Annotated in this window: 18 protein-coding genes and 1 pseudogene; 9 read left to right on the forward strand and 10 right to left on the reverse strand. The window is 60.3% G+C overall.

Annotated features, from left to right (window positions below; all coding sequences use genetic code 11):
- Window positions 1–14: 14 nt before the first annotated feature.
- Complete coding sequence (locus BUE15_RS17660; protein ID WP_073288047.1) at window positions 15–632, reverse strand: thioredoxin family protein; 618 nt, start codon at window positions 630–632, stop codon at window positions 15–17.
- Between the two features lie 35 nt (window positions 633–667).
- On the reverse strand, window positions 668–1,159 hold the full coding sequence (locus tag BUE15_RS17665) for a TlpA family protein disulfide reductase (protein WP_073288049.1): 492 nt from the start codon (window positions 1,157–1,159) through the stop codon (window positions 668–670).
- Between the two features lie 179 nt (window positions 1,160–1,338).
- Here BUE15_RS17665 and ispG point away from each other — a divergent pair, with 179 nt between their 5' ends.
- The 3 genes from ispG to BUE15_RS17680 are packed head-to-tail and all read left to right on the forward strand — an operon-like array spanning window position 1,339 to window position 4,917.
- Entirely contained in the window at window positions 1,339–3,324 is a 1,986-nt protein-coding gene (ispG, locus tag BUE15_RS17670; RefSeq protein WP_073288051.1) for a (E)-4-hydroxy-3-methylbut-2-enyl-diphosphate synthase, read from the forward strand.
- A gap of 24 nt (window positions 3,325–3,348) precedes the next feature.
- Complete coding sequence (locus BUE15_RS17675; RefSeq protein ID WP_073288053.1) at window positions 3,349–4,212, forward strand: hypothetical protein; 864 nt, start codon at window positions 3,349–3,351, stop codon at window positions 4,210–4,212.
- A 42-nt stretch (window positions 4,213–4,254) separates the two neighbouring features.
- On the forward strand, window positions 4,255–4,917 hold the full coding sequence (locus BUE15_RS17680; RefSeq protein WP_073288055.1) for a Rossmann-fold NAD(P)-binding domain-containing protein: 663 nt from the start codon (window positions 4,255–4,257) through the stop codon (window positions 4,915–4,917).
- Window positions 4,918–5,044: 127 nt separating this feature from the next.
- On the opposite strand, the gene BUE15_RS17685 is transcribed toward BUE15_RS17680, so the two are convergent.
- Entirely contained in the window at window positions 5,045–5,500 is a 456-nt protein-coding gene (locus tag BUE15_RS17685; protein ID WP_139252395.1) for a nuclear transport factor 2 family protein, read from the reverse strand.
- A gap of 209 nt (window positions 5,501–5,709) precedes the next feature.
- Here BUE15_RS17685 and BUE15_RS17690 point away from each other — a divergent pair, with 209 nt between their 5' ends.
- The 3 genes from BUE15_RS17690 to BUE15_RS17695 all read left to right on the forward strand — a co-directional run bounded on the left by BUE15_RS17690 (window position 5,710) and on the right by BUE15_RS17695 (window position 8,221).
- Window positions 5,710–7,476: an AMP-dependent synthetase/ligase gene (locus tag BUE15_RS17690; RefSeq protein WP_073288056.1), complete on the forward strand. Its 1,767-nt coding sequence runs from the start codon at window positions 5,710–5,712 to the stop codon at window positions 7,474–7,476.
- An 84-nt stretch (window positions 7,477–7,560) separates the two neighbouring features.
- Entirely contained in the window at window positions 7,561–7,734 is a 174-nt protein-coding gene (locus BUE15_RS22065; RefSeq protein WP_170865305.1) for a DUF6728 family protein, read from the forward strand.
- 127 nt (window positions 7,735–7,861) lie between these two features.
- Window positions 7,862–8,221, forward strand: a complete 360-nt coding sequence (locus BUE15_RS17695) for an MmcQ/YjbR family DNA-binding protein (protein WP_073288058.1) — start codon at window positions 7,862–7,864, stop codon at window positions 8,219–8,221.
- 153 nt (window positions 8,222–8,374) lie between these two features.
- Here the strand turns inward: BUE15_RS17695 and leuS are convergent, their stop codons facing one another.
- On the reverse strand, window positions 8,375–11,233 hold the full coding sequence (leuS, locus tag BUE15_RS17700; RefSeq protein ID WP_073288060.1) for a leucine--tRNA ligase: 2,859 nt from the start codon (window positions 11,231–11,233) through the stop codon (window positions 8,375–8,377).
- A 247-nt stretch (window positions 11,234–11,480) separates the two neighbouring features.
- Between leuS and BUE15_RS17705 the strand changes: the two genes are divergently transcribed.
- A complete protein-coding gene (locus BUE15_RS17705; RefSeq protein ID WP_139252396.1) occupies window positions 11,481–12,035 on the forward strand; it encodes a hypothetical protein in 555 nt (184 codons plus the stop codon).
- Window positions 12,036–12,106: 71 nt separating this feature from the next.
- Here the strand turns inward: BUE15_RS17705 and BUE15_RS17710 are convergent, their stop codons facing one another.
- Window positions 12,107–12,793 carry a spheroidene monooxygenase gene (locus tag BUE15_RS17710; RefSeq protein ID WP_073288064.1) on the reverse strand — a complete coding sequence of 229 codons (687 nt, stop codon included), beginning with the start codon at window positions 12,791–12,793 and terminating at the stop codon, window positions 12,107–12,109.
- Between the two features lie 127 nt (window positions 12,794–12,920).
- Window positions 12,921–13,433, reverse strand: a complete 513-nt coding sequence (locus BUE15_RS17715; RefSeq protein WP_073288066.1) for a pyridoxamine 5'-phosphate oxidase family protein — start codon at window positions 13,431–13,433, stop codon at window positions 12,921–12,923.
- A gap of 143 nt (window positions 13,434–13,576) precedes the next feature.
- Here BUE15_RS17715 and BUE15_RS17720 point away from each other — a divergent pair, with 143 nt between their 5' ends.
- On the forward strand, window positions 13,577–14,185 hold the full coding sequence (locus BUE15_RS17720; protein WP_073288068.1) for an acyl carrier protein phosphodiesterase: 609 nt from the start codon (window positions 13,577–13,579) through the stop codon (window positions 14,183–14,185).
- 360 nt (window positions 14,186–14,545) lie between these two features.
- On the opposite strand, the gene BUE15_RS17725 is transcribed toward BUE15_RS17720, so the two are convergent.
- On the reverse strand, window positions 14,546–15,490 hold the full coding sequence (locus tag BUE15_RS17725) for a helix-turn-helix transcriptional regulator (protein WP_073288070.1): 945 nt from the start codon (window positions 15,488–15,490) through the stop codon (window positions 14,546–14,548).
- Between the two features lie 85 nt (window positions 15,491–15,575).
- Window positions 15,576–16,091 carry an FKBP-type peptidyl-prolyl cis-trans isomerase gene (locus BUE15_RS17730; RefSeq protein WP_073288072.1) on the reverse strand — a complete coding sequence of 172 codons (516 nt, stop codon included), beginning with the start codon at window positions 16,089–16,091 and terminating at the stop codon, window positions 15,576–15,578.
- A 233-nt stretch (window positions 16,092–16,324) separates the two neighbouring features.
- On the opposite strand from BUE15_RS17730, the gene BUE15_RS17735 reads away from it, so the two are divergent.
- Window positions 16,325–16,876 (forward strand): hypothetical protein, encoded by a 552-nt coding sequence (locus BUE15_RS17735; RefSeq protein ID WP_139252397.1) that lies wholly within the window; start codon window positions 16,325–16,327, stop codon window positions 16,874–16,876.
- A gap of 25 nt (window positions 16,877–16,901) precedes the next feature.
- Here BUE15_RS17735 and BUE15_RS17740 read toward each other — a convergent pair.
- Together BUE15_RS17740 and BUE15_RS17745 are read right to left on the reverse strand one after the other, a co-directional pair.
- Window positions 16,902–17,633: pseudogene (locus BUE15_RS17740) on the reverse strand (isoaspartyl peptidase/L-asparaginase family protein); the annotation flags it as partial.
- A gap of 55 nt (window positions 17,634–17,688) precedes the next feature.
- A partial coding sequence (locus BUE15_RS17745) for an integrase core domain-containing protein (RefSeq protein ID WP_244535974.1) occupies window positions 17,689–18,030 on the reverse strand: 342 nt, incomplete at its 5' end.

The raw sequence follows: 18,030 nt of genomic DNA on the forward strand, positions 1-18,030 counted from the left end.
GAGGTGTGAGTGGCTTAAGCTTTCTTCCACTTGATAGTGCAGCCAACGGCTTTCGTGGAGTTCACGGAAGCAGGCTTGCCGGCCATGATTTCGGTCATGGCGTTTTCGAGGTACTTGGTTTTCACCAGCTTGGCATCTTCCGAGTTGTCGTCGATGGCGCCGATGTAGCTCACCACAAAACCGGAGCCCTGGCGCGTAAGAACGTACAGGTGCGGCGTGCGGGTGGCGCCAAACTGCCGGGCCACTTCCTGGGTTTCGTCCTGCAGGTACGGGAAGGCGTATTTCTTGTCCTTGGCACGCTTCTGCATCTCCGCGAAGGCGTCGCCGGGCGCCACGGCCGGGTCGTTCGGGTTGATGGCCACTACCGGGTAGCCCTGCGCTGCGTATTTCGTGTGCAGGTCCATGATGCGCTGCTCGTAGGCCTTGGCGTAGGGGCAGGTGTTGCAGGTGAACACCACGATGTAGCCCTTGGCGGCCTTGTTGCCGGCCAACGACACCATCTTGCCATCAACGTTCTTCAGCTTGAAGTCCGCGGCTTTATCGCCGATTTGGTAGCCGGCCAGCGGGCGGGTGTAGCTGCTGAGCACGGCCAGCAGCAGCAGAGACGCCAGAAAAGGAAGTAGCTTTTTCATGGGGTGACAGGAGGTTAGGTGAAACAGGAAAAGGGTTATTTCATAAATTTCTGCAATTCGCTCGTCAGCTCGGCCTGCGTAAACTCCCGCTCAAACACGGCCCGTTTTTGCCGGCTGTTGTTGACCATCAGCGTAAACGGGATGGAGCCGCTCCATTTGGGCTCCACCTTGTCGATCCAGGAATTGGGGTCGGTTTCGTTCAGCAGCAGCACTTCCGATTTCAGGCCGCGCTTCAGCACAAACGGTTTCACCTTCTTGTCGAGCTGCGAAACGTAGTCCATGCTGACCAGCAGCACTTTCACTTTTTTGCCGGCGTAGGCGGCATTGGCCTGCTCAAAATACGGCAGCTCCTTGATGCACGGCGCACACCAGGTGGCCCAGAAGTTGACGACGTAGGTTGTGTCGCTGGGTTTGGCCAGGCGCTTTTGCAGCTCGGGCAGCTTGAGCACCTTCACCTGCTGGGCGTGGCCAGCAGAAGCAGTGAACAGCAGGGCGGCCAGCAGGCCCGGTAGTTTCAGTCGGTTCATACAGGGGAAAGAGGATTTATGCAAAGACAGTTCAGCCGCCCGGATGTTGCGGCCCGCCCGCCGCATCTATTCGCGGCCGCCTAACCAAGCGTAGCGGCCACAACAATACGCGCTGGCAAATCGGCGAGAACGAACCTTCCGTACCTTTGTTTATCCAAGAAAACTGCTCCCTTCGGGTTATGAATAAAACGTATTGCCTCAGCCTCACCGAGTATAAGCGCCGCCTCTCCCGCGAAGTCACCATCGGCGACGTGCCCATGGGCGGGCTCAACCCGATTCGGGTGCAGAGCATGACCACCGTGGATACCATGGACACGCTGGGCTCGGTGGAGCAGACGCTGCGCATGGTAGAAGCCGGCTGCGAGTACGTGCGCATCACGGCTCCCAGCGTGAAGGAAGCCCAGAACCTGCTCGAAATCAAGAAGGAGCTGCGTAAGCGTGGCTGCAACGTGCCGCTCATTGCCGACATCCACTTCACGCCCAACGCCGCCGAGCTGGCCGCGCGCATTGTGGAGAAAGTACGCGTGAACCCCGGCAACTACGCCGACAAGAAGAAGTTCGACTTCATTGAGTACACCGACGTCACGTATCAGGAGGAGGTCAACCGCATCCGGGAGCGGTTCCGCCCGCTGGTCCAGATCTGCAAGCAGTACGGCACGGCCATGCGCATCGGCACCAACCACGGCTCCCTGTCCGACCGGATTATGAGCCGCTACGGCGACACGCCGCTGGGCATGGTAGAGTCGGCGCTGGAGTTTCTGCGGCTCTGCGAGGAAGAGAACTACTACAACGTCGTGCTCAGCATGAAGGCCTCCAACACGCAGGTGATGGTGCAGGCCTACCGCTTGCTGGTGCAGAAGCTCGACGAGGAAGACCTGCAGCCGTATCCGCTGCACCTAGGCGTAACCGAGGCCGGCGAAGCCGAAGACGGCCGCATCAAGTCGGCCGTGGGTATCGGAACGCTACTCGAAGACGGCCTCGGCGACACCGTGCGCGTGAGCCTCACCGAAGCTCCCGAAGCCGAAGCCCCCGTGGCTAAAGCCCTGATTGACCGCTACACCCACCGCGCCCGGGAGGCCAAACCTATTGCGGAAGCGCCCAAAGTACCCATCGACCCGTTCCAGTACCACCGCCGCATCACGCGCGAAGTGCTGAACCTGGGCGGCCAGAACGTGCCCCGCGTGATGGTGGACGTTTCACGCCTCGCCTCAGTAGAATATGCCGATCTGCGCGCCGTGGGACATTTGTATTCGGCCTTCCTCGACAAGTTCCAGATGAACGACCTGGGCGCCGACTACCTCTACAGCGGCCAGCGCCCGGTACCGTTTATGCTGCCCAACGGCCTGAAGGAAGTGGTAGACTATAGCGCCTGGCTCGATGCCGGGGCCCGCGCCGACCATTACCCGGTGCTCACTCAGGCCGAGTATGCTGCCGTCGGTGCCCGCCACCCGGAGCTGAATTTCGTGTTTCAGAACCTGGCCTCGCTCACGCCCGCTACGCTGGCGCAGCTACGTGAAGACGCTACGGCCGTTGTCATTCTCTACACCGACAACGCCCACGCCATGCCCGAAATCCGCCGCGCGTTTTTCGAGCTGATCAACAACGGCGTGACCAGTCCGGTCATCATCAACCGCCAGTATCCGGCCCTCACCGCCGAGCAGACCCAGCTCTACGCCGCCACCGATGTGGGCGGCCTGCTCCTCGATGGCCTCGGCGACGGAATAGTGCTGAGCACCGAGCTGCTGCCCGAGCGCCCAAAAGAGGAGTGGCTCACGACCCTGGACCAGCTCAACCAGCTTAGCTTCGGGATTTTGCAGGCGGCGCGCACGCGCATGTCCAAGACCGAGTACATCAGCTGCCCCAGCTGCGGCCGGACTCTGTTCGATCTGCAGGAAACCACCGCCATGATCCGCAAGCGCACCGACCACCTCAAAGGCGTCAAAATCGGCATCATGGGCTGCATCGTGAACGGGCCCGGTGAAATGGCCGACGCCGACTACGGCTACGTGGGCGTGGGCAAAGGCAAAATTGCCCTCTACCGCGGCCAGGAAGTCATCAAGAAATCCGTGCCCGAAGAGCGCGCCGTGGACGAGCTGATTGAGCTGATGCGCGAAGACGGCCGCTGGCTGGAAAAAGAGGTGCTGGAAGAGCCTGTAGGAGTGTAAGTAATATTTTCTTAAGCAAGAAATATGAGCTTTGAGGCCAAGGTGTTCAATGTAATGATTGCGTCTCCTGGTGATGTGCCAGAGGAAAGGCAGGCTGTCCGTGACGTATTATATGCGTGGAATGCAGTTCACGCAGATGAGCGCAAACAAGTGCTTTTACCCGTGGGTTGGGAAACTCATGCAGCGCCTGATATGAGCGGGCCTCCTCAATCCATTATCAATAAGGTAGCTCTTAATGATTGCGACTTGCTAGTAGGAATATTCTGGACGCGAATAGGAACAGCAACTGCAGAGTATGTTAGCGGGGCAGTTGAGGAAATTGAACGCCATATAGCAGCGGGTAAACCTGCTATGCTTTATTTTTCTGAAGCCCCGATCAAACCAGATTCTATAAATAGCAAGCAGTATAAGCAGCTGCAAAAATTTAAAAGCTATTGCAGGCCAAAGGGGCTTTATGAAGGATTCGTTAGTACGGATGATTTTAAAAGTAAATTCAAAGATCAGCTTCAACTTATCTTGAAAACGCACTTTAGAGCTATAAATACTATTGATTCATACAAAATCGATAGGCCAAGTATAAATGAAAAAGAGGTGGCTAGTGTATTATCTGCGGATGAACAAGTTTTGCTAAAAGCTGCTAGCTCAGATAAGCATGGGGCAATACTTAAAGTGAAAATGTCAGATGGAACATATATTCAAACAAATAATAGACATATTATTCAAGAGCAATCAGCTAGGGAAATAGCACGTTGGATAGGCGCTTTGGATTCTCTGTGTCGAAAGGATTACGTTAGAGCAGTAGGTCACAAAGGTCAAATGTTTGAATTAACTGCGGCTGGCTTTGCTTTAGCTGATACTTTATTAGTAGAGGATTCCTCCAATTCGTGATGGCTTAAAAAATATCCGCCTCACTCATTCGTCTGCCTCCCTATGAAACTACGTGTGATACTGACCGGGGCAACCGGCATGGTGGGCGAAGGTGTGCTGTTGGAATGTTTGAACAACTCCGATGTGGAGCAGGTGCTCAGCGTCAGTCGCCGGGCCAGCGGCCACACGCACCCCAAGCTGCGCGAAATCCTCCACGCTGATTTCCACGATTTGTCGCCGATTCAGGAGCAGCTGGCGGGCTATAATGCCTGTTTTTTCTGCCTGGGTGTGTCGTCGATGGGGATGAAGGAGCCGGAGTACCGCCGCGCCACCTACGACCTTACGCTGCACTTCGCCCAGACGCTGCTGCCGCGCAACCCCGACCTGACGTTCTGCTACGTTTCAGGCGTCGGCACCGATAGCACCCTGAAAAGCGGCCAGATGTGGGCCCGCGTGAAGGGTGAAACCGAGAATGCGCTGCTGGGGCTCGGTTTCCGGGGTGCTTACATGTTCCGGCCGGGCTTTATGAAGGCCACACCGGGCCAGCAGCACGTGCTGTCGTATTACAAGTATTTCGACTGGCTGTACCCGGTGCTGCGGGCCCTGACGCCCAGGTACGTTTCCACGCTGGCCGAAGTAGGGCAGGCCATGCTACGGGTGGCCCAACACGGGTATCTGCGCAGAGTGCTGGAAGTGCCCGACATCGTGACCGCGGCAAAAGGGTAGAACCCTGTCTGTCATGCTGAGCAGTGCGAAGAACCTTCTAACACCAGAGCAGCAACCGTTTGAGGTTAGCCCGGACGTAATAAGGTCCTTCGCGCTGCTCAGCATGACAGACGGCAGGTGAGGCCCGCTACTTACACTTCTCCTTGCGGCGCGTGTCGATGACGTGCGCAATCTTCCAGCCGTCGGCCAGCTTCACCAGCTGAAACGAGTTGTAGCCGCAGTGGCTGAAGGTGCTGCCTATGTAGAACTCGTAGGGCGTCCAGACGCTGGCCAGGTTGGCGTCAATCAGCACCTTATCGAAGGTGATACGCTCGTCCCAGACCTCCTTGTGCGGCGTGCCCACGGCTTTCACGAAGTCGGAAGGGGTTTCGGTGCGGAGTTGGGTGGTGCCGTTGCGGGCGGCAAGGGTATGAAACACCGCGCCCGGCGCAATGGTGGAGCGCACCAGCGTACTGTCGCCTTTGCGCATGCCGTCGAAGAAGTTGCGGATGGTTTGCTTGACGGCTTCGGTTTCGGCGGCGGGCGTCTGGGCCGTGGCGCCGGCGGCGGAAAGGAGTAGGGCAGCGAGGAGCAGGTGTTTCATGAGCAGCAAGTTAGGTGCTGGCATAGACGCCACCTGTAGCCGTAGCGTTGCGGGCCCCGTAAAAACACCATCGTAGCCCCGGTTTCCGAGTTGCACGCTGTGCGCTGCCAGTCACTAAAATTATGGCTTGTTTCAGCGGCACCCCGTCGTACGGCTACTTTTGTGGTCCTTTCGGCTTCGCCGGCTATCCGTTGCTCAATTACCCACCTATGCAAATTCGTCGCACGTTTGATCTGCTGGCCAAGCTGGCCACAACCACCCCGCAGGCCGATTGCCTGGTTGAGAAGAAAGCCGGCCGTTGGCAGCCGCTGAGCACGGCGCGGGTGCAGGAACTGAGCAACCACGTGAGCCTGGGCTTGGCGCAGCTCGGCATCGGGCACGGCGACAAAGTGGCCATCATTTCCGCCAACCGTCCCGAATGGGTACTCGCCGACTTCGGCATTGCCCAGCTCGGGGCCGTGAGCGTGCCCATGTACCCGACCATTACGGTGGAAGACTACCGCCACATTTTTCAGGATGCCGGCGTGCGGGTGGTGCTCGTGGAAGATAAAAAGCTGCTGGCGCGGGTGCAGGAAGCCATAGTGGGCCTGGCGCCCGGCCCCGAGCACATCTTCACGTTCGAGGAAGTGCCTGGCAGCCGCTGCTTTACCGATCTGCTGGCGGCCGGCCAGGCCGCTGACCCCGCCACGCTGGAGTTGCTGAAAGCCGCCGTGCAGCCCGACGACCTGCTGACGCTGATTTACACCTCTGGGACCACCGGGCGGCCCAAGGGCGTGATGCTCAGCCACCGCAACATTCTGTACAACTGCGAGAACCTGACCGGCTACCTGCCGCTGCCGCCCGGCCAGAAGGCCCTCAGCTTCCTGCCGCTGAGCCATATTTTCGAGCGCACCGCCACCTACCTCTACCTGCTGCTGGGCTTCAGCATCTGGTACGCCGAAAGCGTGGAGCGCATTGCCGACAACCTGCGCGAAGTGCAGCCGCAGGTGTTTACCACGGTGCCGCGCCTGCTCGAAAAAATCTACGACAAGATTGTGGCCAAGGGCAAGGAGCTGACTGGCCTCAAGAAAAAGCTGTTCTTCTGGGCCCTGGACCTGGGCCTGCAATACGACACCCAACAAGACCAGGGCGTACTTTATAATGCGCAGCTGGCGTTGGCCAATAAGCTGGTGTTCAGTAAGTGGCGCGAGGCCATGGGCGGGCAGGTGCACTACATCGTGAGCGGGGGCGGGGCCTTGCAGCCGCGGCTGGCGCGGGTGTTCTGGGCCGCCGGCATCCGGGTGATGGAAGGCTACGGCATGACCGAAACCTCACCCGTTATTGCCGCCAGTCAGCCCGAAGCCAGCGGCAACCTCATCGGGGCCGTGGGGCCGGCCATTCCGGGCGTGGAAGTGAAGCTGGCCCCCGACGGCGAAATCCTGACCCGTTCGCCCTCCGTGATGCAGGGCTACTACAACCGCCCCGACCTCACGGCCGAAACCATCGACGCCGACGGCTGGCTGCATACCGGCGACATCGGGGAGCTGGTGCAGGGTCGGTTCCTGAAAATCACGGACCGCAAAAAGGAGATGTTTAAGACCTCCAACGGCAAGTATGTGGCCCCGCAGTCGTTGGAATCCCGCATTTCGGAGTCGCCGCTGGTAGAGCAGGTGATGGTGGTGGGCGAAGGCGAGAAGTTCGCGTCGGCGCTGCTGGTGCCGGCCTTTGCCGAGCTGCGCGCCTGGGCCAAAAGCCACAACCTGCCCGCCGACCTTTCCGACGCCGCGCTGGCCACTCATGCGCAGGTGCAGGCGCTCTACGAGCAGCTGGTGCAGCAGGCCAACGCCGCCTTTGCGCAGTGGGAGCAGGTTAAGAAAGTGGCGTTGCTGCCCACGCTCTGGAGCGTGGAATCGGGCGAGCTGACCCCCACCATGAAGGTGAAGCGCAAGATTATCAGCCAGAACAACCAGCAGCGCATTGCGGCGCTCTACCGCTAGCACTAGGCGAATAATATCTGGCTTCCGGCAAATCTTTCCGTCGCCGCGCATGTTACTTTCGCGGACCCGACACAACCTTTCCTTATGCGCAAAGACCTGTTCAACCTCGGCCCCGTTTTCGGATATTTTTTCCGCAAGAACGACCCCAACCGGCATACCAACTTCAACCTGCGGACCATGCACTTCATCAATAAGCTGAGCATGGCCATGTTCCTGGTCGGCTTTATTGTGCTGCTCTACCGCTGGTTCATTCGCTAGATACCCGCTTATTTGTAGCGCCAACTGCTTGCCGCCGACCTGCCCGAACGACCTCGCAACCGCACCGTTCGGGGAAAGTCGCCGGCCGTGAGTTGGCGCTATTTCTTTGCTGATTAATCCGGCCCGCATGAATATCGAAGACTTCCGCGACTACTGCCTGCTGAAAGCTGGCGTGACCGAAGAAACGCCCTTCGGCCCCGAAACGCTGGTTTTCAAAGTGGGCGGCAAAGTGTTTGCCCTCACCGACATCGATACGTTTGGGAGCATCAACCTGAAGTGCGACCCGGAGCGCGCCCAGGAGCTGCGCGAGCAACACGACTACGTGCTGCCCGGCTACCATATGAATAAAAAGCACTGGAACACGGTGCTCATCGGCACCGGCGCCACCGACCAGCAGCTGCACGAGTGGATCGACCATTCCTACAACCTCGTACACGCCTCGCTACCCCGCGCCATACGTGCCACCCTGAGCGAGCAGGAGCAGTAGCCACTTAAAAGAACGCCATTCCGAGCCTGTGTCAGCACGCGAGATGCTTCGACAAGCTCAGCATGACGTGCCGAATAGCAAAAACCGAATAGCAAAAAGCCCCGCCGGACGAATCCGGCGGGGCTTTTTTTGCTAAATAGTAAGCCAACGAAGCTACACTACCACGTTCACCATGCGGCCGGGCACCACGATGAACTTCTTGGGCTCCTTGCCTTCGGCGAAGCGCGCCAGGAAGCCCGATTCGCGCACGGCGGCCTCGATTTCGGCGGCGGTGGCGGCGGCGGCAAACTGCTGGGTTTCGCGCACCTTGCCATTGATGGCCACCGGGTAGTTCACGGTGTCTTCCACCAGATATTCTTCCCGGAACTCGGGGTACTGAGCGTGGCTGATGCTGCCGGCTTCGTGGCCCAGCTTCACCCACAACTCCTCCGCGAGGTGCGGCGCATAGGGCGAAATCAGGATGGTGAGCGGCTCCAGAATGGCGCGTTTGTGCGAGTCGAGGGCTGTCAGCTCGTTCACCGTAATCATCAGGGCGCTGACGGTGGTGTTGAAGCTGAACTTCTCGATGTCTTCTTCCACCTTTTTGATGGCCTTGTGCAGCGCCTTCAGCTCCTGGGGCGTAGCGGCTTCGTCGGTCACGGCGAAGTCGCCGTCCTGGGGGTGGTAGAGGCGCCAGAGCTTTTTGAGGAAGCCCGCCACGCCGCTCATGCCGTTGGTATTCCAGGGCTTGTACTGCTCCAGCGGCCCCAGGAACATCTCGTAGAGGCGTAAGGCGTCGGCTCCGTACTGGTTCACTAAAGTGTCGGGGCTCACTACGTTGAACTTGCCTTTCGACATTTTTTCAACTTCCCAGCCGCACACATAGGTGCCATTATCCTCTAGGACGAAGTCTGCCGAGGTATAGTCAGGACGCCATTTTTTGAATGCTTCGGTATCTAGTACATCGTTGTTTACGATGTTCACATCCACGTGCAAAGCAGTGGTTTCGTGCTGGTCCTTCTTGCCCGCTGTGACAAACGTATTGGTGCCGTTGATACGGTACACGAAGTTTGAGCGGCCCAGAATCATGCCCTGGTTGATGAGCTTCTGGAAGGGCTCGGCGGCGGTTACCAGACCCAGGTCTTTCAGGAACAGGTGCCAGAAGCGGGAGTAGAGCAGGTGGCCCGTAGCGTGTTCTGCGCCACCGAGATATAAGTCCACATTCTGCCAGTACTGCTCGGCTTCCTCGCCCACGAAACGCTCGTTGTTTTGCGGGTCCATGTAGCGCAGGTAGTACCAGCTGGAGCCGGCCCAGCCGGGCATGGTGCTCAGCTCGTAGTCGTAGAGGCCTTTGTACTTCCAGTCTTTGGCGCGGCCCAGGGGCGGCTCGCCGGTTTCGGTGGGCTTGTACTCGTCGATTTCCGGGAGCACCAGCGGCAGGTCGGCTTCGGCCACACCGTAGGCCACGCCGTCCTTGAAGTAAATCGGAATCGGCTCGCCCCAGTAGCGCTGCCGCCCGAAGATGGCGTCGCGGATGCGGAAGTTGGTCTTGCCCTTGCCGATGCCGCGGCTTTCCAGCTCCTGAATCAGCGTTTGGGTGGCCTGCTGGTAGTTCTGGCCCTGAATGAGGCCGTGCAGATAGGTGCCCTCCTTGGTGGGGTCGGCCTGCTCGTCAATCTGCTGCTGATCCACGACCTGCACGATGGGCAGCTGGAAGTGCCTGGCAAACACGTAGTCGCGCTGGTCGCCGGAAGGCACGGCCATCACGGCGCCGGTGCCGTAGCCGGCCAGCACGTAGTCGGCAATCCAGATCTGGATGGGCTCGTTGCTGAACGGGTTGAGGGCGTAGGAGCCGGTGAAAGCGCCCGACACGGTTTTAGTGTCGGCCATCCGGTCGCGCTCCGAGCGGCGCTTGGTCGCGTCGATGTAGTCCTGGATTTCAGCCTGCTGCTCGGGTGTGGTCAGCTGCTGTACCAGTTCGTGCTCCGGAGCCAGCACCAGAAACGTAGCGCCGTAAATGGTGTCAACCCGCGTGGTGTAGACCTTGATTTTAGAGTCAAGAACGGAGATGGTAGAGCTTAGACTTCCGCCCGAATCCTGAGTGCTGGATTCTGAACGCTCAGTTCTCAGTTCTAAACTCTCAGATCTAATCACCGAAAACTCTACTTCCGCGCCGATGGATTTGCCAATCCAGTTGCGCTGCATCTCCTTCACCGCGTCGGGCCAGTCGATGTGGTCGAGGCCCTGCAGCAGGCGGTCGGCGTAGGCCGTAATGCGCAGGTTCCACTGGGGCATCAGCCGACGTTCCACGGGGAACCCTCCGCGCTCCGACAGCCCGTCCTTCACCTCATCGTTGCTCAGAACCGTGCCCAGACCGGGGCACCAGTTCACGTAAGTGTCTTGCTGATAGGCCAAACGGTAGGGATGCACGGCCTGCAGCTTCTGCTTTTCACTGAAGCTCTGCCACTGGCCCGCCGTGAAGCTGTGCCGCTCTTCCTCGTCGCCGGCGGCCCGAATGCCCGCACTGCCGTTCTGCTCGAACTTCGCGAACAGGGTTTTGAGCGGCTCGGCGCGGTCGGTGTCGAGGTTGTACCAGGCATTGAACAGCTTCAGGAAAATCCACTGCGTCCACTTGTAATACTGCGGGTCGGAGGTGCGCACCTCACGGCTCCAGTCGTAGCTGAAACCCAGGGCGTTAAGCTGCCGGATGTAGGTGTTGATGTTCTGCTCCGTCGTAATAGCGGGGTGCTGGCCGGTCTGGATGGCGTACTGCTCGGCGGGCAGCCCAAACGAGTCGAAGCCCATGGGATGCAGCACGTTGAAGCCCCGCAGGCGCTTGTAGCGCGACACAATATCGGAGGCAATGTAGCCCAGCGGATGCCCCACGTGCAGCCCGGCCCCGGAGGGGTACGGAAACATATCCAGCACGTAGTATTTGGGCTTGGCCGGGCTGTTGTCGGCCTTGAAGGTGCTATGCTCTTTCCAGTGGGCTTGCCACTTTTTCTCGATTTCCTGGGGACTATAGCCGGGCATGGGCTTCCAATTAGTTGGTTACTGCTGAACAGGCGAAATTAAGGGGAAATGCCGGGAAAGGACAATCGGCGCGGCAAGCCGGGCGGCGGGCAACGGGTATCTGGCAGCACAGCGAGGCAGCGCAACGGTACTCTGGCGAGGGCAGGTAGGGTTTTAGCCGGTTTTGCCGGAAGGGAGGTGCCAAATTGTAGTGTCAGGCTTATCTTGCCGGCTGCCGGCCTGTTGGCCCACTTTTATATTGTGCTTTATGAAGTTTCTTTCCGCTCTTGCCAGCTTACTTATGCTGAGTGCCGCCCCCGTGCTGGCTCAGCAGACCCCCGCCAGCCTCCAGGCCCTGGACGAAACCTACGGCTACCGGGGTGCCCGTTTTGAGAGTGACACCAGCGTCTTCCGCGACCTGGCTTTGGCCGAAAAAGCGGGCCAGACGCGCTATTATCGTCGTAAAAGTGAGCCCAAAACCCTCGGCGAAGGCGAAGTAGCTGATGTCACGTATGGTTTCTACCAGGGCAAGCTCAGCGTGATTCTGCTCAAAACCCAGGGCCTCGACAACAGCCGCGCCGTGCTGGCTGCCTTGCAGCAAAAAGCCGGGGCCGGTACGCGCGCCAGCGTCTTCGCCCAGCGCTACGCCTGGAACGGCAAGAAAGTACACATGAGCTACGAGGAAAACGCCCTGAGCAACGATGCCGTGGTGGTGGTGACCTGCAAAAAGCTCAAGGAAAAGGAAATGAAGCAGGCCCTAAAGTTCCAGCCCACAACTCCCACCGGCTCTTCGCCGCGCCGCGACGTGCTATCGGGCCAGTAGGAGCGTCTGGGGCGCTTTCCGTAGCCGGTTCGGAAGAGGCTTGACTGGCTCACGCTGCGCTTCGGGGCAGCCTATAGCAGCGTGTTGCCGTCCCAGGTGCCTTCCGCGCTCAGCACCCGGAACCGGGCAAACAGCTCCTCGCCGTACCACTCTTCCTGGCGCGTGAGCTTGATAACTTCCCTGTGCTTTTCGCTGCGGTAGGCGTAGTCCTGCATCGCCTGCTGCGACTCCCAGAGGCTGAACGTAGCCTGCCGCACCACCGGCAGCTCGCCCAGCCCGATGGCTGCCCGTACGCCGGCCGCATCGGCAATGGTGGCGCTGGTGGGGGCTACGTAGCGCCAGAAGCGCGGCGTTTTCTGCCACCGGATAGAGGCTCGCGTCAGGACCGCCACCGGGCCCTCGGTGGCGGGTAGCGGAGCCGCGTAATCGAATGGATTGGTACCATCCCAGAGGCCGTGCGACTTGAGCGGAGCCAGCCGGGCCGTCCAGATTTCCTGGGTGCGCTGCCGGTACTGCTGCCACAGCGGATGCACCCGGAAGAACTCTGCCGCGGCTTCTTCGGAGTCCCAGACCGCCATCAGGCCGTACCGCCGTAGGTTCGGCAAGGCGCCGAAGCCGCCCGCGCCGCTACCCAGCAGCTTCTGAAACCGCAGGCCGGCCACCTGCTGCAGCGGCCCCTGCGCCGTGCCCATCTGGGCGAAACCCCAGCGCCGCTGGTTGGGCAGGAGCGTGATGATGGAAAGCGTGGTAAGAGGCAAAGCAGGGAAATTACGGAAGCAGAAAAGCAGGTGCGGCAGCAGGAGGGACGCCGGCAGCCCGATACCAAAGCAACAAAAAAGGGCCGGAACTGCTTCCGGCCCTTCTTAAAAAGTGAGCAGCAAAGCGCTACTTCACGTTGACTTTGGCGTGTTCGTTTACGTCGTCGGAGGTGGCCCGCTCGCCGGTGGCCAGGGCTTTCACGTAGGCGGCGGCCTGCGTCAGCATGCTGCTGGGGGTGTCCCAGTACTCGCCCTTGTCGATTTCTACCTTTAGGATCATGATGTTGGGGTCATCTTTGCCTTTGGCAAACCAAGCCCGCATCGGCTCACTCCAGAGCTTGTCGATTTCGGCCTGGTCGCGGTAGGCGTTGGCCCGGCCCGATACGGACACGTACAGGTTGTCTTCGGGCTTGCCGTAGCTCAGGTTGACGTGGCTGTCTTTTTTCAGCTCGTACACTTTCGCCGAATCCTTGTCGGTCAGGAAAACCAGGGCGCTGCTGCCGTCGGGCTTCTGCGTGTACATAGGGCGGCTGCGCAGGCTGCCATCTTCGTCCTGAGTTGTGAGCATGGCAATGCGCACATCCTTGATTTTATCGAGCAGCTTGGACAGGTCGTTGGTGACGGGTGACGTATCAGACATGGGTTCAAGTGTTTTGGAAGAACAGAAACAATAGCGGGCCGCCGGACTTACCGAAAGCCTAGCAACTGTACGGCCCGGCTGCCCGTCGGGTTGAGCGCCGCCGTTAGGCCGCCGGGCGCAGTTTGCCGTATCTCCAACCGCTCATGAATTTTCTCGCCCATCTGCTGCTGTCCGGCGACCCCGCCACCACGCCCAACTACGCCGACCTTGTGGTCGGCAACTTTGCTGCGGAGGCCGTGCGCGGCCGGGCCGGGCTGCTGGCCTATCCTGAGGCAGTGCAGCGCGGCATCCGGCTGCACCGCTTCATCGACTCCTTCACCGACACTCACCCCGTAGTGCGCCGCACCACGGCCCGCCTGCGCGAAGCCGGCCTGGGCAAGTGGGCCGGTGTGGTGTCGGATGTAGGCTACGACCACCTGCTGGCCCGTGATTTTGCCCGCTACCATCATGCCGCCGAGCCGCTGCCGGCTTTTGCGCAGCGCCACTACGCCCTGCTGCACGCCCGCCGCCACGAGCTGCCGGAGCCGCTGCAACATATGCTGCACTATATGCGCCAGGACGACTGGCTCAGCGGCTATGCCCGGCCCGAAGGCCTGGAGCGGGCCTTGCTGGGCCTGAGCCGCCGCGTGCCCGCCGCTACGGTGCTGCGCGCCGGAGCCGCTGCATTTCTGGCTGAAATAGCGGCCTATGAGGCGGACTTCCGGGAATTCTGGCCGCAGCTGCGGGCGGCCGTAGCGCCGCTGCACCGCTAAAAACGGACCGTAGCAGTACGCCGGACTGATGTGGGTTGAACTGCCGGGCCAACCTGTAGCGGCGCTGGATCAGGCTTTCAGATACGGTTCAGCTTGGTGCAGACGCCCGCACCTGCCTACAGAAAAATCTTCGTGCACTTGATTTGCGGGTCCTTTTCACCCGCTTTCCCTGCATGGACCCAACCCCTGCCATTCCGGGCGGCCTTTCGTCGTCGGAAGCGCTGCTCGACGCACTACCCTGGGGGGGGGCTCCTGCTGGATGAACAGCATGTAATCCGCTACATCAACCGGCAGGCGGCCAGCTGGTGCGGACTTGCACCCGACGAACTGCTGAACCAGGCATTGGCCGAAGTACCGCTGCTACCCGCTCTGAGGGCTGCACTGCAGCTGCCCGAAGCCACCGGGGCGGCCCCGCACGAAGTGTGGCTGCCGCAGCCGCAGCAGTGGATCAGCCTGCGGACCGAGCCGGCCCCGGGCGGGCAGCGCCTGGTGTTCTGGGACAACGTGACGGCGCGCAGGCAGGCCGAAGCTGCCCAGCAGCGCGACCATGAGCTGCTGCAGCGCACCATCGACAGTTCCCTGGATTTGGTGCAGGAAGCGGAGCACCACCTGCTCCCGCGGCCGCCGCCGGGCTTCTGTTGCCCAGTGCTCCTGCAGCAGGGCGGGGCGGGCGGCAAACTCCTCCGTCCGCTGTTCCAGGCCCAGGATACGGTCCAGGCGGAAGTTGCGGATGGTCTGGCGCAGCCGGCAGTAGGCTACCAGATGCCAGTGCCGGCTCAGCAGCAGGCTGATGGGCTCAACGTCGCGGGTAGTAGGCGCCTCATTCTCGGCGGTTTGGTAGCGCAACCGTACCACGCGGCGCATAGCAATAGCCGCTCCGAGCTGCTGATAGGCCGGCGGGCGGCCAGCCTGGTCGCGGGGGCCGAGAACCTGAATGTGCGGGGCCAGGTGGTCGAGGTGGTCCCGGTCGGGGCGGCGCAGCACCGCGCGCACCTTGTCCATGGCTGCCGTGCTGAGCTGGGCCGTGGGCGCGTCCGTCAGGCGGGCGGCCAGCTTTTCGGCCGTGAGCAGGGCGGTAGCTTCCTCACGGGTAAACATAACGGGCGGCAGCCGGTAGCCCTCGGCCAGCGAGTAGCCCACGCCCGGCTCCCCAAGCAGCGGCACGCCGGCTTCTTCCAGCGTCCGCAGGTCTCGGTAGATGGTGCGGACACTCACCCTGAACTGCTCTGCCAGGGTAGCTCCGCTCACTTTGCGCCTGGCCTGCAACTGAATAAGGATGGCCGTGACGCGGTCAAATCGGTTCATGGAGGACAATAAGTAGGAAAGGCCGCGCAATAAAAAACGGGGCTGCGAGGCCCCGTTCTTCATGTAATTAACAAGTTGGTATGGCTTAGTGGTGGTGGCCGCCTTCGCCGTGCACGTGGCCGTGGTCGAGCTCTTCCTGGGTGGCTTCGCGCACATCGGCTACTTTGCCATCAAAGTGCATCACCATGCCGGCGAGGGGGTGGTTGAAGTCCATTTTTACGGCTTCGTCGCCAATTTCGAGCACTTTGCCCTGCATGTGGTGGCCCTGGTTGTCGGCCATGGGCAGGAAGTTGCCGACCTGCAGCATTTCGCCGTCAATCTGGCCATCGATTTCGAACACGTTTTTGGGAATGTCCACTACGGCCTGCTGGTCATACTCGCCGTAGGCCTGCTTGGGCGTGAGCGAGAAGTTGAACGAGTCGCCGGCCTGCTTGCCATCGAGCTGGCGCTCAAACTCCTCGGGCAGGCCGCTCTGGCCGAACAAAAACACCATGGGCGCATCGGCCTCAGCCGACTCTACTAATACTTTCTCCTGGTTTTCGTCGGTTACACTCAGGTCGTAGGTGATGGTAACGACTTTCTTTTCGCTGATTTGAGCCATACTGCAAGGGGACGGGTACGTCCGGGGATGGTTGGGGGAAGGATTTAGAACGGCTAGTTACGGAAATGGACCGTAAAAATGAGCTTACGGATTCCATTCATACTGCAACCCGGCAGCGGGAGTTGTGGCTGCGCACTATTTTGGCCGCCGCCCCCAATGCGGAGGAGTGAGCGTTGCGTGCGTTACCTTCGACCACTTAACCGATGGCCTGGGCGCTACTTATCTTTTCTGTTATGAGGAATATACTGCCTGTGCTACTGGCAGGCGTGAGCTTGCTGGCGGGTTGCGACTCTGATTTGGATACTACGGCTACCAACCGGCCGGCTATGACGCCCGCTACTTCCGGCAGTGCACCTGCTACCGATTCGGGTTCTACCAGCCACGGTGTAAGTCGGGACGTACAAATTCCGCTGAGCTCATACCAGCCAGTGCGGCTACGGAACGTGGCGACAGCTACCGGCCGTTATGCTGCCGTGGTGCCCTGCCCGCGCGATACGGCCGGGGAGATAAGCCTGCAAATTGTGCTTCAGACGCAGCGGCATACCCTCGAGGCGCTTACGCTACTCTACGCGGGCACTAATGCAACACGAAAGCTCAATCAACTGGGCAATGGCGTAGGCTACTACCATCCGGCAACCCAGCGGTATTACTTCAGCGTGGCCTACCAAACAATTTCGGAACTGCCTGGCAATAGGCGTTTCAGCAGTGAGCCGTACGAAATCAATGGCTGGATTTCTACCGACACGAACACCGCCGGCGTATTGCCCACGCGTCTCGCGCGCTAAGAATACCTGAGGGGTAAAGGGCCGGCTAAGTACGGTTGTCCAGCTCCTCACGCCACACAGCCACGAAGGGCTCTTCCTCGCCTACGCGGTAAGCGCGGCGCATCACGTTGGTGTTGGTTTCGAGTGCCACGTTACCGTCTTTGTCAATGCCAATCAGGCCTTTGTCGCCCTGCAGGTCTTCGTTGCGGAGCGCAATGGCCGCCCGGCAGGCTTCGGCAATGGGCAGGCCTTTGTACTTCACAAGCGCATACACCTCGTGGGCCAGCGCGCCGCGCATAATTACCTCACCGTCGCCGGTGGCCGAAACGGCACAGGCCTCATTGCTGGCGTAGGAGCCGCCCCCGAGAATCGGACTGTCGCCGACGCGGCCCTTCAGCTGCCCCTCGATGCCGCCGGTGCTGGTGGCCACGGCCAGGTTGCCGTCCTGGTCGAGGGCGACGGCGCCCACCGTGTCTTTCTGGGGCACTTTCTCTTCTTCCTGAATGATTTCCAGCCACTCCTGGCGGGCTTTTTCGGTTTCGAAATAGTGGACGGCTTCCATCTGCAGGCCGTGCTGCAGCGCAAACTCGATGGCCCCTTCGCCGGACAGAAACACATGCTCGCACTTCTCCAGCACGGTGCGGGCCAGGCTGATGGGGTTTTTGGTGTAGCGCACGGCGTCGACCGCGCCGGCTTTCAGGGTGCGGCCGTCCATGATGGAGGCATCCATTTCCACTTCGCCCTGCTTATTAAGGCTGCTGCCGCGGCCGGCGTTGAAATGCCCGTTGTCTTAGAAGCTGTTTAAGTTAGCTTAGTGAGTCGTCGGATATTGGCTAGTTGTATAGTCCCAAGGTGAACTGGGTCGGGTTTTGGGTGAAGATAGCCGGGTTTTTCTGGTGCTGCACGCAGACGAATTCGTGCGGGGTCAGGCCGTGTAAGGTCTTCAAACGCTTGGCGTGGTTGTAGGCCAACAGGAAGGCTTGCAGATGCTCGTTGAGCTGGGCGCTGGTTTGGTAGTGGTAGCGCAGCACGGTGGCTTCTTTCAGGGTGCGGTTCATGCGTTCGACCTGGCCGTTGGTCCACGGATGGGCCGGTTTGGTGAAGCGGTGTTCGATGCCGTGCTCGTCGCAGACGCGCCCAAAAATGTGGCGGCCAGCGCCAGGCTGGTGGGGCAT

This window comes from Hymenobacter psychrotolerans DSM 18569, from assembly GCF_900142395.1.
GTDB lineage: Bacteria > Bacteroidota > Bacteroidia > Cytophagales > Hymenobacteraceae > Hymenobacter > Hymenobacter psychrotolerans.

Bases quoted from the DNA above. Each gene is read 5' to 3' on its own strand.
- BUE15_RS17720 (WP_073288068.1), top strand. From the start codon at position 13,577: ATGAATTTTCTCGCCCATCTGCTGCTGTCCGGCGACCCCGCCACCACG.
- BUE15_RS17695 (WP_073288058.1), top strand. From the start codon at position 7,862: ATGAATATCGAAGACTTCCGCGACTACTGCCTGCTGAAAGCTGGCGTG.
- BUE15_RS17680 (WP_073288055.1), top strand. From the start codon at position 4,255: ATGAAACTACGTGTGATACTGACCGGGGCAACCGGCATGGTGGGCGAA.
- BUE15_RS17660 (WP_073288047.1), bottom strand. From the start codon at position 632: ATGAAAAAGCTACTTCCTTTTCTGGCGTCTCTGCTGCTGCTGGCCGTG.
- leuS (WP_073288060.1), bottom strand. From the start codon at position 11,233: ATGCCCGGCTATAGTCCCCAGGAAATCGAGAAAAAGTGGCAAGCCCAC.
- BUE15_RS17665 (WP_073288049.1), bottom strand. From the start codon at position 1,159: ATGAACCGACTGAAACTACCGGGCCTGCTGGCCGCCCTGCTGTTCACT.
- BUE15_RS22065 (WP_170865305.1), top strand. From the start codon at position 7,561: ATGCGCAAAGACCTGTTCAACCTCGGCCCCGTTTTCGGATATTTTTTC.
- BUE15_RS17715 (WP_073288066.1), bottom strand. From the start codon at position 13,433: ATGTCTGATACGTCACCCGTCACCAACGACCTGTCCAAGCTGCTCGAT.
- BUE15_RS17730 (WP_073288072.1), bottom strand. From the start codon at position 16,091: ATGGCTCAAATCAGCGAAAAGAAAGTCGTTACCATCACCTACGACCTG.
- BUE15_RS17725 (WP_073288070.1), bottom strand. From the start codon at position 15,490: ATGAACCGATTTGACCGCGTCACGGCCATCCTTATTCAGTTGCAGGCC.
- BUE15_RS17735 (WP_139252397.1), top strand. From the start codon at position 16,325: ATGAGGAATATACTGCCTGTGCTACTGGCAGGCGTGAGCTTGCTGGCG.
- BUE15_RS17675 (WP_073288053.1), top strand. From the start codon at position 3,349: ATGAGCTTTGAGGCCAAGGTGTTCAATGTAATGATTGCGTCTCCTGGT.
- BUE15_RS17690 (WP_073288056.1), top strand. From the start codon at position 5,710: ATGCAAATTCGTCGCACGTTTGATCTGCTGGCCAAGCTGGCCACAACC.
- ispG (WP_073288051.1), top strand. From the start codon at position 1,339: ATGAATAAAACGTATTGCCTCAGCCTCACCGAGTATAAGCGCCGCCTC.
- BUE15_RS17705 (WP_139252396.1), top strand. From the start codon at position 11,481: ATGAAGTTTCTTTCCGCTCTTGCCAGCTTACTTATGCTGAGTGCCGCC.
- BUE15_RS17685 (WP_139252395.1), bottom strand. From the start codon at position 5,500: ATGAAACACCTGCTCCTCGCTGCCCTACTCCTTTCCGCCGCCGGCGCC.